This is a genomic window from Streptomyces auratus, from assembly GCF_050433025.1.
Lineage (GTDB): Bacteria > Actinomycetota > Actinomycetes > Streptomycetales > Streptomycetaceae > Streptomyces > Streptomyces sioyaensis.
On the sequence record NZ_JBNGCB010000001.1, the window covers coordinates 1,443,030 to 1,458,941 of the forward strand.

Below are 15,912 nucleotides of genomic sequence, written 5' to 3' on the forward strand. Positions count from 1 at the left end.
CGCACCTACTAGGGCCTGTCCGATGGGTCAGGGTCGGACAGGCCCTAGATCAGCGTGCTCCAGTACGACCACCACTTGGTGAGGATCAGCAGCGCGATCACGCCGTACCAGAGGACCGGTACGACCCAGTGGAACTCCAGCACCGTACGCCGCAGCCCCTCGGGGGACGGGATGATGCCGTGCTTGAGGTTGTGCACGGTCGTGTACCAGAACATCAGGATCGTGACGCACCAGGTCAGCGTGCACCACAGGCACAGCGCGTTGATGCTGTACAGCGACTGGGTCATCAGCCACATGCAGAAGACCGCGGCGAGCCCGGTGCCGATGTTCAGCCCGATCCAGTACCAGCGGCGGAAACGGGCGCCCGCCAGCAGGGCCATCCCGATCGCGATGACCACGCCGAAGCCGACCAGCCCGGCCATCGGGTTCGGGAAGCCGAAGACCTCCGCCTGCTTGCTCTGCATGACGCTGCCGCAGGAGATGATCGGGTTGAGGCTGCAGGCCGGCTTGAAGTTCGGGTCCTTCAGCAGCTCGAACTTGTCCAAGGTGATGACCCAGGCCGCCAGCAGACCCAGCGCACCGGTGATCACCAGGAGCAGGGCGAGCCCGCGGCCGGAGCCGGTGGCGGGCGCGCCGCTCGCGTGGTCGTCGTCGGTGGACACGTCGTCAAGCGCTGTCGTCGTCATATCGCCGTTCCGTCGATCCCTCGGAAGATGGGCCTCAGCACGCAGGCCGGCAAGCGCGGCCGCGCCGTTCATTCTGCCCCAACTTCACCATGACCCACGGTGCGCTGCACATAAAGACGAACCCTTCGTACACAGCGTTCTCTCAGACTGTGCTCCGTCCCGGCCCACCGTGCCGCCCGCCCGCGAGCGCACCGCCACCGCGGTGGCCGCACCGGAATCCCTCCGCCGGGATGACGGCACGACCAGGGTTGACCCGGGGCTCACGGCAGCGCGAAGGGCCCGGACGGCAGGTCGCCGCCGGGCCCCTCGGTGTCCGTCCGCGGGCGGCTCAGCCCAGCGTGCGCCGGATCTCCTCGGCCACCGCGCCCAGCGCGACCGCGGTCTGCTCACCGCTCTGAAGGTCCTTGAGCTGGACGACGCCCTCGGCCAGATCCCGCTCGCCCGCCACCAGCGCCAGCCGTGCGCCGGAGCGGTTGGCGGACTTCATGGCGTTCTTCAGGCCCTTGCCGCCGTACGCGAAGTCGGTGGCGACACCGGACCGGCGCAGCTCGGTGACCACGCCGAACAGCACCCGGCGGGCCTCCTCGCCGAGCGGTACCGCGTAGACGGCGGTGGCGGCGGGGATGTCGAGCGCGATGCCCTCCGCCTCCAGCGCCAGCACCGTACGGTCGACGCCCAGCGCCCAGCCGACGGACGGCAGCGCGGGGCCGCCGATCATCTCCGAGAGGCCGTCGTAGCGGCCGCCGCCGCCCACCGCGGACTGCGAGCCCAGGCCGTCGTGGACGAACTCGAAGGTGGTGCGGGTGTAGTAGTCCAGGCCGCGGACCAGCTTCTCGTCGTCCTCGAAGGCCACGCCCGCCGCGGTCAGCAGCTCGCGCACCTGCTCGTGGTACGCCTTGCAGGCCTCGCAGAGGTAGTCGCGCAGCTTGGGCGCCCCGTCGAGCTGCTTCTGCACCGCCTCGCGCTTGTCGTCCAGGACGCGCAGCGGGTTGATGTCGACCCGGCGCCGGGTGTCCTCGTCGAGTTCGAGCCCGCGCAGGAAGTCCTGCAGCGCGGCCCGGTAGACGGGGCGGCACTCCTTGTCGCCCAGGGAGTTCAGCAGGATGCGGAAGTTCCGCAGCCCCAGCGCGCGGTAGGCCTGGTCCGCCAGAATGATCAACTCGGCGTCCAGCGCCGGGTCTTCGGTGCCGATGGCCTCCGCGCCGACCTGGGAGAAGTGGCGGTAACGGCCCTTCTGCGGACGCTCGTAGCGGTAGTACGAGCCCGAGTACCAGAGCTTCACGGGGAGGTTGCCGGCCTTGTGGAGGTTGGCCTCCAATGCTGCCCGCAGCACGGACGCGGTGCCCTCGGGGCGCAGCGCGAGCTGGTCGCCGCCCTTGGTCTCGAAGGCGTACATCTCCTTGGTCACGATGTCGGTGGACTCACCGACGCCGCGCGCGAACAGCTCGACGTTCTCGAAACCGGGGGTCTCGATGTAGCCGTACCCGGAGTTCTTCAGCGGCGCGGAGATCGCCTCGCGCACCGCGAGATAGGTGGCGGACTGCGGCGGAATCAGGTCGTAGGTGCCCTTGGGGGCCTTGAAGGTGCTCACGGAAGCTCTCGTCACATTCCTCGTCGTGGAGCGGCGCTGAAGCCGTCTCCGAGGCCGGCGGCCACCTCCCGCAGGAAGGGGTTGGTGGCGCGCTCGCGGCCGATGGTGGTCTGGGGGCCGTGGCCGGACAGGACGACGGTCGAGTCCTCCAGCGGCAGGCACACACGCGCCAGCGACTGCAGGATCTCGGCGTGGTCGCCGCCCGGCAGGTCGGTGCGTCCGATGGAGCCGGCGAACAGCAGGTCGCCCGAGAAGAAGACCGGCGGAATGTCGGCCTGCTCGGGCATCCTGAACGTCACCGACCCCTTGGTATGGCCCGGGGCGTGCGCGACGGAGAACTCCATCCCGGCAAGCTCCAGAGCGGCGCCGTCGGTCAGCTCCTTGACGTCGTCCGGCTCCCCCACCGTCAGCTCGCCCATGAGCTGCTGCCCGATGGAGATGCCGAGGGCCTTCTCCGGGTCGCTCATCATGAAGCGGTCCTCGGGGTGGATCCAGGCCGGGACGTCGTGTGCGCCGCACACGGGGACGACCGAGGCGACATGGTCGATATGGCCATGGGTGAGGACGACCGCGACGGGCTTGAGCCGATGCTTTTTGACCGCGTCCTCGACTCCTTGGGCCGCTTGGTGGCCCGGGTCGATGATGACGCACTCCTCACCGGCGGCGGGGGCGACCAAGTAGCAGTTGGTGCCCCAGGCCCCGGCGGGGAACCCGGCAATCAGCACGTTCGTCCTTAAAGGTCGGTGTGGAGGTCGGGCCGCGGGGACCGCTCTCCGGACATCTCGGCAGCTCCAGAGCCTACCGGCGGGACTCCCGGCAGGGCGAACCCGTATACGGTACGGCCACGGCGCATCTCAGTGATCGATGAGCGGACAAGGAGACGACCGGTGGTCAGCAAAGATCAGCGGCGGCGGCAGCTCGCCCGGGAGAAGTTCGAGCGCCAGCAGCAACGGCGGTCCGCCGCCCAGCGGAAGACCAAACGCCGCAATGTGATCATCGCGTCCGCCGTGGCCGTCGCCCTGGCCTCCGGCGGCGCCGTCTACGCCTCCGCGGGACTGGCCGGCGGCGGGACGTCCGACCGGGCCGCGGCGGACGGGGCGCCGTCGAAGGCCCCGGACCCCTGCGCCCGGCCCGCGAAGGGCGCACCGTCGGCGAAGACCTGGAAGAAGGAGCCGGCGATGTCGCTCGACACCTCGGCCGCCTACTCCGCGAAGCTGGCGACGACCTGCGGCACGATCGAGCTGAAGCTGGACGCCGGCAAGGCCCCGCACACGGTCAACTCCTTCGCCTTCCTGGCCGGTCAGGGGTATTTCGACCACAGCAAGTGCCACCGGCTGGTCGACGAGGGGCTCCACGTCCTGCAGTGCGGTGACCCGAAGGGCACCGGTCAGGGCACCCCCGGCTACACCATTCCGGACGAGAACCTCAAGGACCCCCGGCTCAAGGGCGGTGTCTATCCGGCCGGGACGGTCGCGATGGCCAACCGCTACGACGGCCGGAGCAAGGAGACCCGCAACACCGGTGGCAGCCAGTTCTTCCTCGTCTACCAGGACAGCAAGCTGCCCCCGAACTACACCCCCTTCGGGACGATCACCGGCGGCATGGACGTGCTGCGCAAGATCGCCGATGCGGGTTCGCATCTCGACCAGGCGATCCGCGCCACCGTGCCGAACGCCACCGTCGTGATCAACCGGGCGACCGTGAAGAAGTCCTGACCTGCCCGGCGGCCCGGGGGCGGCACACCGCCGCCCCCGTCCGCACCGCGGAATTCGGTCGCGCTGGATGCGGACAGCCGAGCGCCGTTCGCCTAGATTGGCGTTGTGTAGGGTGCCTGCTCCGACGGCTGCCACCCTCACCCGCAAGTCAGCCCGTCGGACCGGCCAGGGCGTGGCTCTGCCGGACAGAAACTGTGGACGATGCCGGGGGGCCGCACGCCCCCGTCGGCATCATGTGGAGGAGGCGCTGTGAGCAGCGACCCATGGGGCCGCGTCGATGAGACGGGGACCGTGTACGTGCGTACCGCCGATGGCGAGCAGGTCGTCGGATCGTGGCAGGCGGGAACTCCCGAGGAGGCCCTCGCCTACTTCGAGCGCAAGTATGAGGGCCTGGTCGTCGAGATCGGCCTCCTCGAGCGCCGGGTCAAGACCACCGACCTGTCGGCGAAGGACGCGACGACCGCGATCGACCATCTGCGCACCCAGGTCGACGAACACCACGCGGTGGGCGATCTTGACGCGCTGCGCAAGCGGCTGGACAAGCTCGTCGAGACCGTCGAGGCCCGCCGCGAGGAGCGCAAGGCGCAGAAGGCCAAGCAGAGCGACGAGGCCCGGCACGCCAAGGAGAAGCTGGTCGCCGAGGCCGAGGAGCTGGCGGCCAGTGAGCAGTGGCGGGCCGCCGGTGAGCGGCTGCGCGCGCTGGTGGACACCTGGAAGGGCCTGCCCCGGCTCGACCGCAAGGCGGACGACGAGCTGTGGCACCGCTTCTCGCACGCCCGCTCGGCGTTCTCCAAGCGGCGCAAGGCCCACTTCGCGTCGCTGGACGCCCAGCGCGAGGAGTCCCGCAAGGCGAAGGAGAAGCTGGTCGCCGAGGCCGAGTCGCTGTCGAACTCGACGGACTGGGGCGCCACCGCGGCCCGCTACCGCGAGCTGATGGCGGACTGGAAGGCCGCGGGCCGGGCCCAGCGCGAGCACGAGGACGACCTGTGGAACCGCTTCCGCGGCGCCCAGGACGTCTTCTTCCAGGCGCGCGGTGAGGTCTTCGCGGAGCGCGACGCCGAGCAGCGCGAGAACCTGACCCGCAAGGAGGAGCTGGCCGTCGAGGCCGAGAAGCTGCTCCCGGTCTCGGACCTGAAGGCCGCCCGTGCGGCGTTCCGCGCGATCAACGAGCGGTGGGAGGCCATCGGCCACGTCCCCCGGGACGCCCGCCCGAAGATCGAGGGCCGGATGCACGCCGTCGAGCGCGCTCTCCAGGACGCCGAGGAGAACGAGTGGCGCCGTACGAACCCTGAGGCGCGGGCCCGCGCCGCGGGGCTCACCGGCCAGCTCCAGGACGCGGTCGACAAGCTGCAGAAGCAGATCGACACGGCCCGGGCGGCCGGCAACGACGCCAAGGCCGACAAGCTCGGCCGCGAGCTGGAGGGCCGCAAGGCACTGCTGGACCAGGCGCTCAAGGGCCTGGAGGAATTCGGCGGCTAGCGCAGCACAGCAGGCGGCCCCGGTACGGATTCCGTACCGGGGCCGCCTGCTGTGTGCGCCACTACGGCCGGCGGGCCGACGTCACCCGATACACGTCATACACGCCCTCCACACCCCGGACCGCCTTCAGGACATGGCCCAGATGCTTGGGGTCGCCCATCTCGAAGGTGAAGCGGGAGGTGGCGACGCGGTCCCGGGAGGTCTGGACGGCCGCCGAGAGGATGTTGACGTGCTGGTCGGACAGGATCCGCGTGACGTCCGACAGGAGGCGGGAACGGTCCAGCGCCTCGACCTGGATGGCGACCAGGAAGACCGAGGACTGGGTGGGCGCCCACTCGACCTCCAGGATCCGCTCCGGCTGCCGGGACAGCGAGTCCACGTTGACGCAGTCGGCGCGGTGCACCGAGACGCCGTTGCCGCGGGTGACGAAGCCGATGATGGGGTCGCCCGGCACCGGAGTGCAGCAGCGGGCCAGCTTGACCCACACATCGTCGACGCCCTTGACGACCACACCGGGGTCCGCGCTGGAACGGCGCTTGGAGCGCGGCCGGATCGGGGTCGACTCGGCGATGTCCTCGGTGGCCTCGTCCTGGCCGCCCAGCGCCTGCACCAGCTTCTGGACGACGCCCTGGGCGGCGACATGGCCCTCGCCGATGGCGGCGTAGAGCGAGGAGATGTCCGGGTAGCGCATCTCGTGCGCGAGGGTGACCAGGGAGTCGCCGGTCAGGATCCGCTGGATCGGCAGGTTCTGCTTGCGCATGGCCCGCGCGATGGCGTCCTTGCCCTGCTCGATCGCCTCGTCACGGCGCTCCTTGGAGAACCAGCCGCGGATCTTGTTGCGGGCGCGCGGGGACTTGACGAAGCCGAGCCAGTCGCGGGACGGTCCGGCGCCCGTCGCCTTGGAGGTGAAGACCTCGACCAAGTCGCCGTTGTCCAGGGTCGATTCGAGCGGTACGAGGCGCCCGTTGACCCGGGCCCCTATCGTGCGGTGGCCGACCTCGGTGTGCACCGCGTACGCGAAGTCGACGGGGGTGGCACCGGCCGGCAGCGCTATGACATCGCCCTTCGGCGTGAACACGAAGACCTCGTTGCGCGACAGGTCGAAGCGCAGCGACTCCAGGAACTCGCCCGGGTCCTCGGTCTCCTTCTGCCAGTCCAGCAACTGCCGCAGCCAGGCCATGTCGTTGACGGTGTCCTGGCCCTTGCCGGCGTGCTTCGGGACATCCGTACGGATCTTGGAGGCGCCCGCGACCGCCTCCTGCTTGTACTTCCAGTGCGCGGCGATGCCGTACTCGGCGCGGCGGTGCATGTCGAACGTACGGATCTGCAGCTCAACGGGCTTGCCGCTGGGGCCGATCACGGTCGTGTGCAGCGACTGGTACATGTTGAACTTGGGCATCGCGATGTAGTCCTTGAACCGGCCGGGGACCGGGTTCCATCGCGCATGGATGGTGCCGAGGGCCGCGTAGCAGTCGCGGACCGTGTCGACGAGGACGCGGATGCCCACCAGGTCGTAGATCTCGGCGAAGTCGCGTCCGCGGACGATCATCTTCTGGTAGACGCTGTAGTAGTGCTTCGGGCGGCCGGTGACCGTGGCCTTGATCCGGGCGGACCGCAGATCGGCCTGGACCTCGTCGGTCACTATCGCCAGATACTCGTCGCGCTTGGGCGCCCGCTCGGCGACCAGCCGCACGATCTCGTCGTACATCTTGGGATAGAGGATCGCGAAGGAAAGATCCTCCAGCTCCCACTTGATGGTGTTCATGCCCAGGCGGTGGGCGAGCGGTGCGTAGATCTCCAGCGTCTCGCGGGCCTTCTTCTCCTGCTTCTCCCGCTTGAGGTAGCGCATGGTGCGCATGTTGTGCAGCCGGTCGGCGAGCTTGATGACCAGGACGCGCGGGTCCTTGGCCATCGCGACGACCATCTTGCGGACGGTCTCGGCCTGCGCGGCCTCGCCGAACTTGACGCGGTCGAGCTTGGTGACGCCGTCGACCAGCAGCGCCACCTGGTCACCGAAGTCGCCCCGCAGGGTGTCCAGGCCGTATTCGGTGTCCTCGACGGTGTCGTGCAGCAGGCCCGCCATCAGCGTCGCCGGGTCCATGCCCAGCTCGGCGAGGATCGTCGTCACGGCGAGCGGGTGGGTGATGTACGGGTCGCCGCTCTTGCGCTTCTGGCCGCGGTGCCAGCGCTCGGCGACCTGGTAGGCGCGCTCGATCTGGCGCAGCGTGCCCGTCTCGATCTTGGGGTCGTTGCCGCGGACGGCCCGCAGCAGCGGCTCCAGGACCGGGTTGTACGGGCTGGAGCGCTGCACGCCCAGCCGGGCGAGGCGGGCCCGTACGCGGTTCGGGGAGCCGGAGCGGCCGGCGGAGGCGGGCGGCAGCGGCCGGGACGCGGCGGGCTGGTCGGCCTTGGCCGGCGGCTTGTCCGCGCGCGACGGCGTCGGGGCCGGCTTGGACGAGGAGGCGGCGGAGCCCGGCTCGGCGGCCTTGCCGCGCCGCTCGGCGGGCGGCTCGGACGCGGCGAACCGGCCGGCCGGCTGCCGGGGCCCGTCGGGGGCGCCCTGCCGCCCGGACTCGGGCGCGCGGGGGGAAGCCGCGTCCGTGGGCTTCTGCTCACCCGGGCGCGCGGCGTCGGTTCCCGCCGGACGCGTTCCGGGGGAGAGCGGCTGGGCCTCGTCTGGCAAGAGCACTCCTCAGGCGGTTCCGGACCCCAGTGCCTCGAACGGGCCGGGGTGCCATGGTATCGACCCCGGGCGCACAACTCCCCCGCGGCCATGGGTCCGTACATGACACAGCAGCAGGGGCACCCGAATTGTTCCGGGGGCCCCTGCGACGTGGTGGGGAGTAAGACCTGCTCAGACCGTGACCAGGGCCTCCAGCGGAGCGCCCTTCAGGCCCGGCTCCAGCCGCTGCCGCCCGGCCAGGAAGCCGAGCTCCAGCAGCACCGCCAGGCCCGCGACCTCGGCGCCCGCACGCCGGATGAGCTGCAACGATGCATCGGCGGTGCCGCCCGTGGCGAGCACGTCGTCGATCACCAGCACCCGGTCGCCCGGGGCGAGCGCATCGGCATGCAGCTCGATCTCGGCCGTGCCGTACTCCAGCTCGTAGGCCTGCCCGAGCGTCGCGCCGGGCAGCTTGCCCGCCTTGCGTACGGGGACGAAGCCGACGGCGGCGCGGACCGCGACCGGGGCGGCGAGGATGAAGCCGCGCGCCTCCAGGCCCACGACCTTGTCCACGCGGTACCGCGCGCACAGATCGACGAAGGCGTCGGTCAGCGCGCCGAAGGCGACCGGGTCGGCCAGCAGCGGGCTGATGTCCTTGAACACCACGCCCGGCTGCGGATGGTCCGGGACGTCCGTTATCCGGCTGAGCAGCAGCTCGCGCAGGGCAGCGGGGGCGCTCATCGGCGCTTGCCCGACGGGCGGCCGCGTCCGCGGTTGCGGGAGGCGGGCTGCTGGCGCGGTCCGACGACCGCGGCGCCGTCGGCGTCCTCGACGTCCTCGGCATCGGCCCGCGGGCCCTCCTGGTCCGCCTCCTTGGCGGCGGCCGCGGCACGCTTCGCCTGCACCCGCTTGGTCAGCGCCTTCATCTGCGGCTCGCGGCTCTTCAGCTCGGCGACCAGCGGGGTCGCGATGAAGATCGAGGAGTACGCACCGGCGGCGAGACCGACGAACAGGGCCAGCGAGATGTCGTTGAGCATGCCCGCACCCAGCACACCGCCGCCGACGAACAGCAGACCGGCGACCGGCAGCAGCGCCACGACGGTGGTGTTGATCGACCGCACCAGGGTGCTGTTGATCGAGCGGTTGGCGATCTCGCTGTAGGTGAAGCGGGTCTGCTTGGTGATGTCCTTCGAGGCCTCCTTGAGGCTGTCGAAGACGACGACCGTGTCGTACAGGGAGTAACCGAGGATCGTCAGCAGACCGATGACCGTGCCCGGGGTGACCTCGAAGCCGACCAGGGCGTAGACACCGACCGTGATCGTGAGGTCGTGGATGAGCGCGACCAGGGCGGCGAGCGCCATCCGCCACTCGAAGGCGATGGCCAGATAGAGCACCACGAGGACCATGAAGATCCCCAGGCCCAGCCAGGCCTTGTTGGCGATCTCCTCACCCCAGCTCGGACCGACGAGCTGGGTGTTGACGTCCTTGACCTGGACGTTCAGGTCCTTGGCGAGCTCTTCCTGGACCGGCAGCGCCTGCTTGGTGTCCAGACCGCTGATCTGGATGCGCAGCGGGCCGCCCGAGCCGCCGCCGAGCTTCTGCACCGTGGCCTGGTGGCCGCCCGCCGCCGACTCGGCCTGGTGCTGCGCCTGGGAGGCGGAGACCGAGGTCTTCGGGGTGGTGAAGACCGCGCCGCCGGAGAACTCGATGCCCATGTTCAGACCGCGCACCGCCAGGCCGACGATGGCCGTGATGGTGATGAGGATCGAGAGGCCGTACCAGATCTTCCGCTTGCCGATGAAGTCGTAGCCGACCTCGCCGCGGTAGAGCCGGGCGCCGATGTTGCCGAGCTTGGACATCTCACGCCTCCTTCGTCTGGGTCGGGGCGCTGCCGCGGCGGCGGCGCAGCGGTGGCCTGGCGCCCAGGCGCTTGGGATCGAGGCCGGACCAGGGGTGGCCGTCGGCGAAGAACTTCCGCCGGGCGAGGACCGTCATCAGTGGCTTGGTGAAGAAGAAGACCACGACGACATCGAGCACGGTGGTCAGGCCGAGCGTGAACGCGAAGCCCTTCACCTTGCCGACGGTGACGATGAACAGCACCGCGGCGGCCAGGAACGACACGAAGTCGGAGACCAGAATCGTGCGGCGGGCACGCGGCCAGCCGCGCTCGACGGCCGGGCGCAGGGTGCGGCCCTCGCGGATCTCGTCCCGGATGCGTTCGAAGTAGACGATGAACGAGTCGGCGGTGATACCGATGGCGACGATGGCGCCGCAGACCGCTGGGAGGTTCAGCGCGAACCCGATGGCCGGTCCGAGCAGCGTCATGATCGCGTACGTCAGGATCGCCGAGACGCACAGGCTCGCCAGCGCGACCAGCGACAGGCCCCGGTAGTAGGCGACGAGGTAGAGGACGACCAGGGCGAGGCCGATGGCGCCGGCGATCAGACCGGCGTGCAGCTGCTCACCGCCGAGCGCCGCGGTGACCGTGGTCTCGTCGTCGATCTTGAAGGAGAGCGGCAGGGCGCCGTAGGACAGCATGTTGCCGAGGTCCTCGGCGGACTGCTGGGTGAAGCCGCCGGAGATGGTGGCGTTGCCGCCGTTGAGCCGCTCGCTGACGCGCGGGTCGGAGACCACCGCGCCGTCCAGGACGATCGCGAACTGGTTCTGCGGCTGCGCCTTGGTGGCGAGCTTGCCGGTGACGTCCGCGAACTTCTTGCCGCCCTCGGAGGTGAAGTCCATCTGGACGATCCAGCCCTGGCCCTGCTGGCTGTCGAAGACGGCCTTGGCGTCCTTGACGTCCGTGCCCTCGACGCCGACCGGGCCGAGCACGTACTTCTGCGTGCCGTCGTCCTTGCAGGCCACGACCGGGTCGGACGGCTTGGTGGCGGCGGCCTTCTGACCGGCAGCGGCGCGGCTCGCCTTGGTGGAGCAGTCCAGCGCGTTCAGCTGCTTCTGGAGCGCCGGCGGGATGGCCGCGCCACCGGGGGTCGGCGGGGGCGTCGCGGGCAGGGAGGGCTTGGCCGGCCCGGAAGGGGTGGGCTTGGGGGACGGGGCCTTCTTCAGCGCGTCCGTCACCGCACGGCCCTGGGTGGTGGGCTTCGAGCTCGGCGACTGCGAGGAGGAGGCGTTCTGCTGGGTGCCCGGCTGTGCCTTGCCGCCCGCGGCCTTGTCGCCCTTGCCCTTGCCGTTCGCGCCGCTCTGGGAGGGGCTGGGCTTGGGCTCGGGGGTCTTGGTGCCGGCGGTGGTGGTCAGCACCGGCCGGAACCCGAGCTGGGCGGTGGTGCCGACCTGCTGGCGAGCCTGCTTCGCGTCCGTCCCCTTGGGGATGTTCACGATGATGTGGTTGTCGCCCTGTGTCTGGACCTCGGCCTCGGACACACCGAGACCGTTGACCCGTCGCTCCATGATGCCGGCGGCGGTCCTCATGTTGGTCTCGTTGATCGCGTTGGGCTTGCCCGGCTGGTTCTGGGCCGCCAGCGTGAAGCTGGTGCCGCCTGCCAGGTCGATGCCCAGTCGGGGCGTCAGGGTGCCGGAGTAGAACATGCCTCCGATCAGCCCCACGATCGCGATGAGGACCAGGATCAGGGCGCGGCCCGGATGCCCCTGGCTCGCGGGCGCCCTGCGGCCCTTCTTGGGTGCTGCCACCTTCTCGTATCTCCCTGTCCAACCCCTCGGCCCGGGATGCCGGCCGAGCGGCCACGAAGTCTTGTGGGGACCTGCCCCCGCCGGAGCCTAGACCGTCCCGGAACCGCGGTGCACGACACAACGCGTGCTCCGCGGTTCCGTGGGAGGGACTACTTCGCGTCGTCGCCGGACTTCTTGTCCTCCTTGGCGGCGTCCGCGTCGGCCTCGGCTGCGCCCTTGGCGTCCTTGGCGTCCGTGTCGGCCGGGGCCTCGTCGGCGGCGGTCTTGTCGCCGGCCGGGGTCTCGACCTTGCCCAGGTCGATCTTGTCACCCTTTGTGGTGGCCTCGGCGGCGGCGTCGCCGGTCAGCGAGGAGGCGTCGTCCGGGACGACCGGCTCGCCGGCGTGCAGCGGGTCGGCACCGTCCAGGATGCGGTTGTACTCCTCGTCCGCGATCACCGCGCCGATGGCGTTCTTGGCGTAGATGGCGTGCACGCCGGGGGCAACCTCGAGCAGAACGGTCTCGTCGTGGACTTCCTTGACGGTGGCGTACATACCGCCGATCGTCCGGACGCCGGTGCCGGCCTGCATCTCGTTGCGCATCTGCGCGGCCGCCTGCTGCTTCTTCTTGGCGGACCGCGTCATCAGGAACATGGCCCCGATGAGGACAATGAAGGGGAGGAGAGTCACGATACTCACGGGACGGAAATCCTTCGCACGACCGCTGATGCGCGGTCTCTTATACGGGGGTGGGTATGCCGACCGTACGGACGGCATCGGCGGAGTCTAAGCGAGTCCCCACCAGTGGAACAACGCCCAGCATCGCACCGCAGTTCCTGACCGGGCGAGTCCCCGCGCCGTCAGGGCCCGAACAACCCCTGCTGTCCGCTTCCGCCCGATTGCTGCTGCGGCGGGACCAGCCCCAGATGGGCCCAGGCCGCGGGCGTCGCGATCCGGCCCCGGGGAGTCCTGGCCAGCAGCCCTTCCCGTACGAGGAACGGCTCGGCGACCTCCTCGACCGTCTCGCGCTCCTCCCCCACCGCGACCGCGAGGGTGGACAGGCCCACCGGGCCGCCGCCGAACAGCTTGAGCAGGGCCGTGAGCACGGCGCGGTCGAGGCGGTCCAGGCCGCGAGCGTCGACCTCGTAGACCTTCAGGGCCTGGGAGGCGATCTCGCGGGTGATCAGGCCGTCGGCCTTGACCTGGGCGTAGTCGCGGACCCGGCGCAGCAGACGGTTGGCGATACGGGGCGTGCCGCGGGAACGGCCGGCGATCTCGGCGGCGCCCTCGGGTTCTATGTCGACGTCCAGCAGCCCGGCCGAGCGGTGGATGACCCGCTGTAGCTCGGCGGGGGCGTAGAACTCCATATGGGCGGTGAAGCCGAAGCGGTCGCGCAGCGGGGGCGGCAGCAGACCGGCCCTGGTCGTGGCGCCGACCAGGGTGAACGGCGGAAGCTCCAGCGGGATGGCGGTGGCGCCCGGGCCCTTGCCGACGATCACGTCGACCCGGAAGTCCTCCATCGCCATGTAGAGCATTTCCTCGGCGGGGCGGGACATCCGGTGGATCTCGTCCAGGAAGAGGACCTCGCCCTCCTGGAGGGAGGAGAGGATGGCGGCGAGGTCGCCGGCGTGCTGGATGGCGGGGCCGGAGGTGATCCGGATCGGGGCGCCCATCTCGGCCGCGATGATCATCGAGAGGGTGGTCTTGCCGAGGCCCGGCGCCCCGGACAGCAGGACGTGGTCGGCGGTGGCGCCCCGGGCCCGGGCGGCGCGCAGCACCAGGTCGAGCTGTTCGCGCACCCGCTCCTGGCCGACGAACTCCTCCAGGTCCTTGGGCCGCAGCGCGGCCTCGACGGCGGTGTCCTCGCCGTCCGCATCGGCGCCGACCAGGCGGTCGGGCCCGCCCGGGGCGGCGTCGTCGGTGGCGGGCGGTGCGGTGTCGTCCCAGTTCACTGCGGATTGCCTCGCGGGGTCGGGGCGGCCGGGCCGCCTGGGTGGTCGTACGGTCGGGGGCGCGGGGCCCGGGCGGTGGTCATCGCGCCCGGTTCAGGGACTGCAGGGCGGCCCTGAGCAGCTGCGGCACCTGGGGCGCGGCCCCGTCGGCGACGGCCGCCTCGGCCTGCGGGGCGACCGCGGCGACCGCTTCGTCCGCCTCGCGGGTGGCGTAGCCGAGGCCGATCAGGGCGGCGTGCAGCTGATCGCGCCAGCCGGCCGTGACGGCGCTGCCGACGCTCGCGCGGGCGCCGCCCACCGGCTCGCCGAGCCGGTCCTTGAGCTCCAGCAGCAGCTTCTGGGCGCCCTTCTTGCCGATGCCGGGCACGGCGGTGAGGGCCTTTTCGTCACCGGTGGCGACGGCCCGCCGCAGCGCGTCCGGGGAGTGCACCGCGAGCATCGCCTGGGCGAGCCGGGGGCCGACGCCGCTGGCGGTCTGCAGCAGCTCGAAGGTCTGGCGCTCGTCGTCGTCGGCGAAGCCGTACAGCGTGAGCGAGTCCTCGCGGACGACGAGGGAGGTGGCGAGCTTGGCCTGCTGCCCGATGCGCAGCGTGGAGAGGGTGTCCGGGGTGCACTGGACGGCCATGCCGATACCGCCGACCTCGACGACGGCGGTGTCCGGGGCGAGGGCCGCGACCGGGCCGGAAACGAAGGCGATCATCGGGTGCCCTTCTGGGGTGCCGCCCGGCGGAGGCCGGCGGCAGTGACGGATGCGGGAGCGGCACGGCGGGCGGCGGCCTGCGCCTGCTGGAGGCGGTTGACCGCGGGGGCGCGCCAGATGTGGCAGATGGCGAGGGCCAGGGCGTCGGCGGCGTCGGCCGGTTTCGGGGGCGCGTCGAGCCGCAGCAGCCGCGTGACCATCGCGCCGACCTGAGCCTTGTCGGCACGGCCCGAGCCGGTGACGGCGGCCTTGACCTCGCTGGGGGTGTGCAGCGCGACCGGCAGCCCGCGGCGGGCGGCGCACAGCATGGCGACCGCGCTGGCCTGTGCGGTGCCCATGACCGTACGGACGTTGTGCTGGCTGAACACCCGCTCCACGGCGACGCAGTCCGGACGGTGTTCGTCGAGCCAGCCGTCTATCCCGCGCTCGATCTCGACGAGACGGTGGGCGATCTCGGCGTCCGCCGGGGTGCGCACGACGCCGACGCCGATCATGGTCAGCGGGCGCCCCGCGACGCCGTCGACCACCCCGACCCCGCAGCGCGTCAGCCCCGGGTCCACCCCCAGCACCTTCATCGCTCCCGCCCCTCGTCCGCTCGGTCGGCTGTTCCCACTTCGGGAGCGCATGCCCCCTGATCAGCACACTAGTGGCTGCCACTGACAAACCGACGGGCCGACGGGGTGTGTCCCCGTCGGCCCGTCAACCGGCCCTGCGTGTCCGCCCGTCAGGCGTCCACCTTGGCCATCACCTCGTCCGAGACGTCGAAGTTGGCGAAGACGTTCTGCACGTCGTCGCTGTCCTCCAGCGCGTCGATCAGCTTGAAAATCTTGCGTGCGCCCTCTTCCTCCAGCTCGACCTGCATGGTCGGGACGAAGTTGGCGTCCGCCGAGTCGTAATCGATGCCGGACTCCTGGAGGGCGGTGCGGACCGCGACCAGGTCGGTGGCCTCGCTGAGCACCTCGAAGGTCTCACCGAGGTCGTTGACCTCTTCGGCCCCGGCGTCCAGGACCGCGCCCAGGACGTCGTCCTCGCTCAGCTCACCCTTGGGGACGATCACCACGCCCTTGCGGTTGAACAGGTACGACACCGAGCCCGGGTCGGCCATCGAGCCGCCGTTGCGGGTCATGGCGACGCGGACGTCCGAGGCGGCGCGGTTGCGGTTGTCGGTGAGGCACTCGATGAGCACCGCGACACCGTTGGGGCCGTAACCCTCGTACATGATCGTCTCGTAGTCGGCGCCGCCGGCTTCGAGACCCGCACCGCGCTTGACCGCGGAGTCGATGTTCTTGTTGGGCACCGAGCTCTTCTTGGCCTTCTGAATGGCGTCGAAGAGGGTCGGGTTGCCGTCAGGGTCGGCGCCGCCGGTCCGGGCGGCGACCTCGATGTTCTTGATCAGCTTCGCGAAGAGCTTGCCGCGCTTGGCATCGATCACGGCCTTCTTGTGCTTCGTCGTAGCCCATTTAGAGTGGCCGGACATCCGCCTGTCTCCTTCGCGTAACCCATT

Annotated in this window: 14 protein-coding genes; 2 read left to right on the forward strand and 12 right to left on the reverse strand. The window is 70.7% G+C overall.

What is annotated here, in order from left to right; genetic code table 11:
- Positions 1 to 44: 44 nt before the first annotated feature.
- From BKA18_RS06060 to BKA18_RS06070, 3 genes are all read right to left on the reverse strand, one after another.
- Entirely contained in the window at positions 45 to 686 is a 642-nt protein-coding gene (locus BKA18_RS06060; protein WP_366045266.1) for a vitamin K epoxide reductase family protein, read from the reverse strand.
- Positions 687 to 1,014: 328 nt separating this feature from the next.
- Positions 1,015 to 2,277 (reverse strand): histidine--tRNA ligase, encoded by a 1,263-nt coding sequence (hisS, locus tag BKA18_RS06065; RefSeq protein ID WP_093482231.1) that lies wholly within the window; start codon positions 2,275 to 2,277, stop codon positions 1,015 to 1,017.
- Between the two features lie 11 nt (positions 2,278 to 2,288).
- The gene (locus BKA18_RS06070) at positions 2,289 to 3,002 is read right to left on the reverse strand and encodes an MBL fold metallo-hydrolase (RefSeq protein ID WP_006607479.1); all 714 of its coding nucleotides are present in this window, start codon (positions 3,000 to 3,002) and stop codon (positions 2,289 to 2,291) included.
- Positions 3,003 to 3,164: 162 nt separating this feature from the next.
- On the opposite strand from BKA18_RS06070, the gene BKA18_RS06075 reads away from it, so the two are divergent.
- A complete protein-coding gene (locus BKA18_RS06075; RefSeq protein ID WP_366045267.1) occupies positions 3,165 to 3,992 on the forward strand; it encodes a peptidylprolyl isomerase in 828 nt (275 codons plus the stop codon).
- Between the two features lie 249 nt (positions 3,993 to 4,241).
- Positions 4,242 to 5,471 carry a DUF349 domain-containing protein gene (locus BKA18_RS06080; RefSeq protein WP_006607481.1) on the forward strand — a complete coding sequence of 410 codons (1,230 nt, stop codon included), beginning with the start codon at positions 4,242 to 4,244 and terminating at the stop codon, positions 5,469 to 5,471.
- A 61-nt stretch (positions 5,472 to 5,532) separates the two neighbouring features.
- Here the strand turns inward: BKA18_RS06080 and BKA18_RS06085 are convergent, their stop codons facing one another.
- The 9 genes from BKA18_RS06085 to BKA18_RS06125 all read right to left on the reverse strand — a co-directional run bounded on the left by BKA18_RS06085 (position 5,533) and on the right by BKA18_RS06125 (position 15,885).
- Positions 5,533 to 8,154, reverse strand: coding sequence for a RelA/SpoT family protein (locus BKA18_RS06085; RefSeq protein ID WP_366045268.1), 2,622 nt, complete (start codon positions 8,152 to 8,154; stop codon positions 5,533 to 5,535).
- 171 nt (positions 8,155 to 8,325) lie between these two features.
- A complete protein-coding gene (locus BKA18_RS06090) occupies positions 8,326 to 8,874 on the reverse strand; it encodes an adenine phosphoribosyltransferase (protein ID WP_366045269.1) in 549 nt (182 codons plus the stop codon).
- Positions 8,871 to 9,992: a protein translocase subunit SecF gene (secF, locus tag BKA18_RS06095; protein WP_366045270.1), complete on the reverse strand. Its 1,122-nt coding sequence runs from the start codon at positions 9,990 to 9,992 to the stop codon at positions 8,871 to 8,873. Before secF ends, BKA18_RS06090 begins: the two co-directional genes overlap by 4 nt.
- A 1-nt stretch (position 9,993) precedes the next feature.
- A complete protein-coding gene (secD, locus tag BKA18_RS06100; protein ID WP_366045271.1) occupies positions 9,994 to 11,778 on the reverse strand; it encodes a protein translocase subunit SecD in 1,785 nt (594 codons plus the stop codon).
- Between the two features lie 149 nt (positions 11,779 to 11,927).
- The gene (gene yajC / locus BKA18_RS06105; RefSeq protein ID WP_366045272.1) at positions 11,928 to 12,455 is read right to left on the reverse strand and encodes a preprotein translocase subunit YajC; all 528 of its coding nucleotides are present in this window, start codon (positions 12,453 to 12,455) and stop codon (positions 11,928 to 11,930) included.
- A gap of 161 nt (positions 12,456 to 12,616) precedes the next feature.
- Positions 12,617 to 13,708 (reverse strand): Holliday junction branch migration DNA helicase RuvB, encoded by a 1,092-nt coding sequence (gene ruvB / locus BKA18_RS06110; RefSeq protein WP_006607487.1) that lies wholly within the window; start codon positions 13,706 to 13,708, stop codon positions 12,617 to 12,619.
- A 79-nt stretch (positions 13,709 to 13,787) separates the two neighbouring features.
- Complete coding sequence (gene ruvA, locus BKA18_RS06115; protein ID WP_366045273.1) at positions 13,788 to 14,408, reverse strand: Holliday junction branch migration protein RuvA; 621 nt, start codon at positions 14,406 to 14,408, stop codon at positions 13,788 to 13,790.
- Entirely contained in the window at positions 14,405 to 14,983 is a 579-nt protein-coding gene (gene ruvC / locus BKA18_RS06120; RefSeq protein WP_366045274.1) for a crossover junction endodeoxyribonuclease RuvC, read from the reverse strand. The genes ruvA and ruvC overlap by 4 nt, the downstream gene beginning before the upstream one ends.
- A gap of 149 nt (positions 14,984 to 15,132) precedes the next feature.
- Positions 15,133 to 15,885 carry a YebC/PmpR family DNA-binding transcriptional regulator gene (locus BKA18_RS06125; protein ID WP_006607490.1) on the reverse strand — a complete coding sequence of 251 codons (753 nt, stop codon included), beginning with the start codon at positions 15,883 to 15,885 and terminating at the stop codon, positions 15,133 to 15,135.
- Positions 15,886 to 15,912 lie beyond the last annotated feature (27 nt).

Bases quoted from the DNA above. Each gene is read 5' to 3' on its own strand.
- BKA18_RS06090 (WP_366045269.1), bottom strand. From the start codon at position 8,874: ATGAGCGCCCCCGCTGCCCTGCGCGAGCTGCTGCTCAGCCGGATAACG.
- BKA18_RS06125 (WP_006607490.1), bottom strand. From the start codon at position 15,885: ATGTCCGGCCACTCTAAATGGGCTACGACGAAGCACAAGAAGGCCGTG.
- ruvA (WP_366045273.1), bottom strand. From the start codon at position 14,408: ATGATCGCCTTCGTTTCCGGCCCGGTCGCGGCCCTCGCCCCGGACACC.
- BKA18_RS06060 (WP_366045266.1), bottom strand. From the start codon at position 686: ATGACGACGACAGCGCTTGACGACGTGTCCACCGACGACGACCACGCG.
- ruvC (WP_366045274.1), bottom strand. From the start codon at position 14,983: ATGAAGGTGCTGGGGGTGGACCCGGGGCTGACGCGCTGCGGGGTCGGG.
- secF (WP_366045270.1), bottom strand. From the start codon at position 9,992: ATGTCCAAGCTCGGCAACATCGGCGCCCGGCTCTACCGCGGCGAGGTC.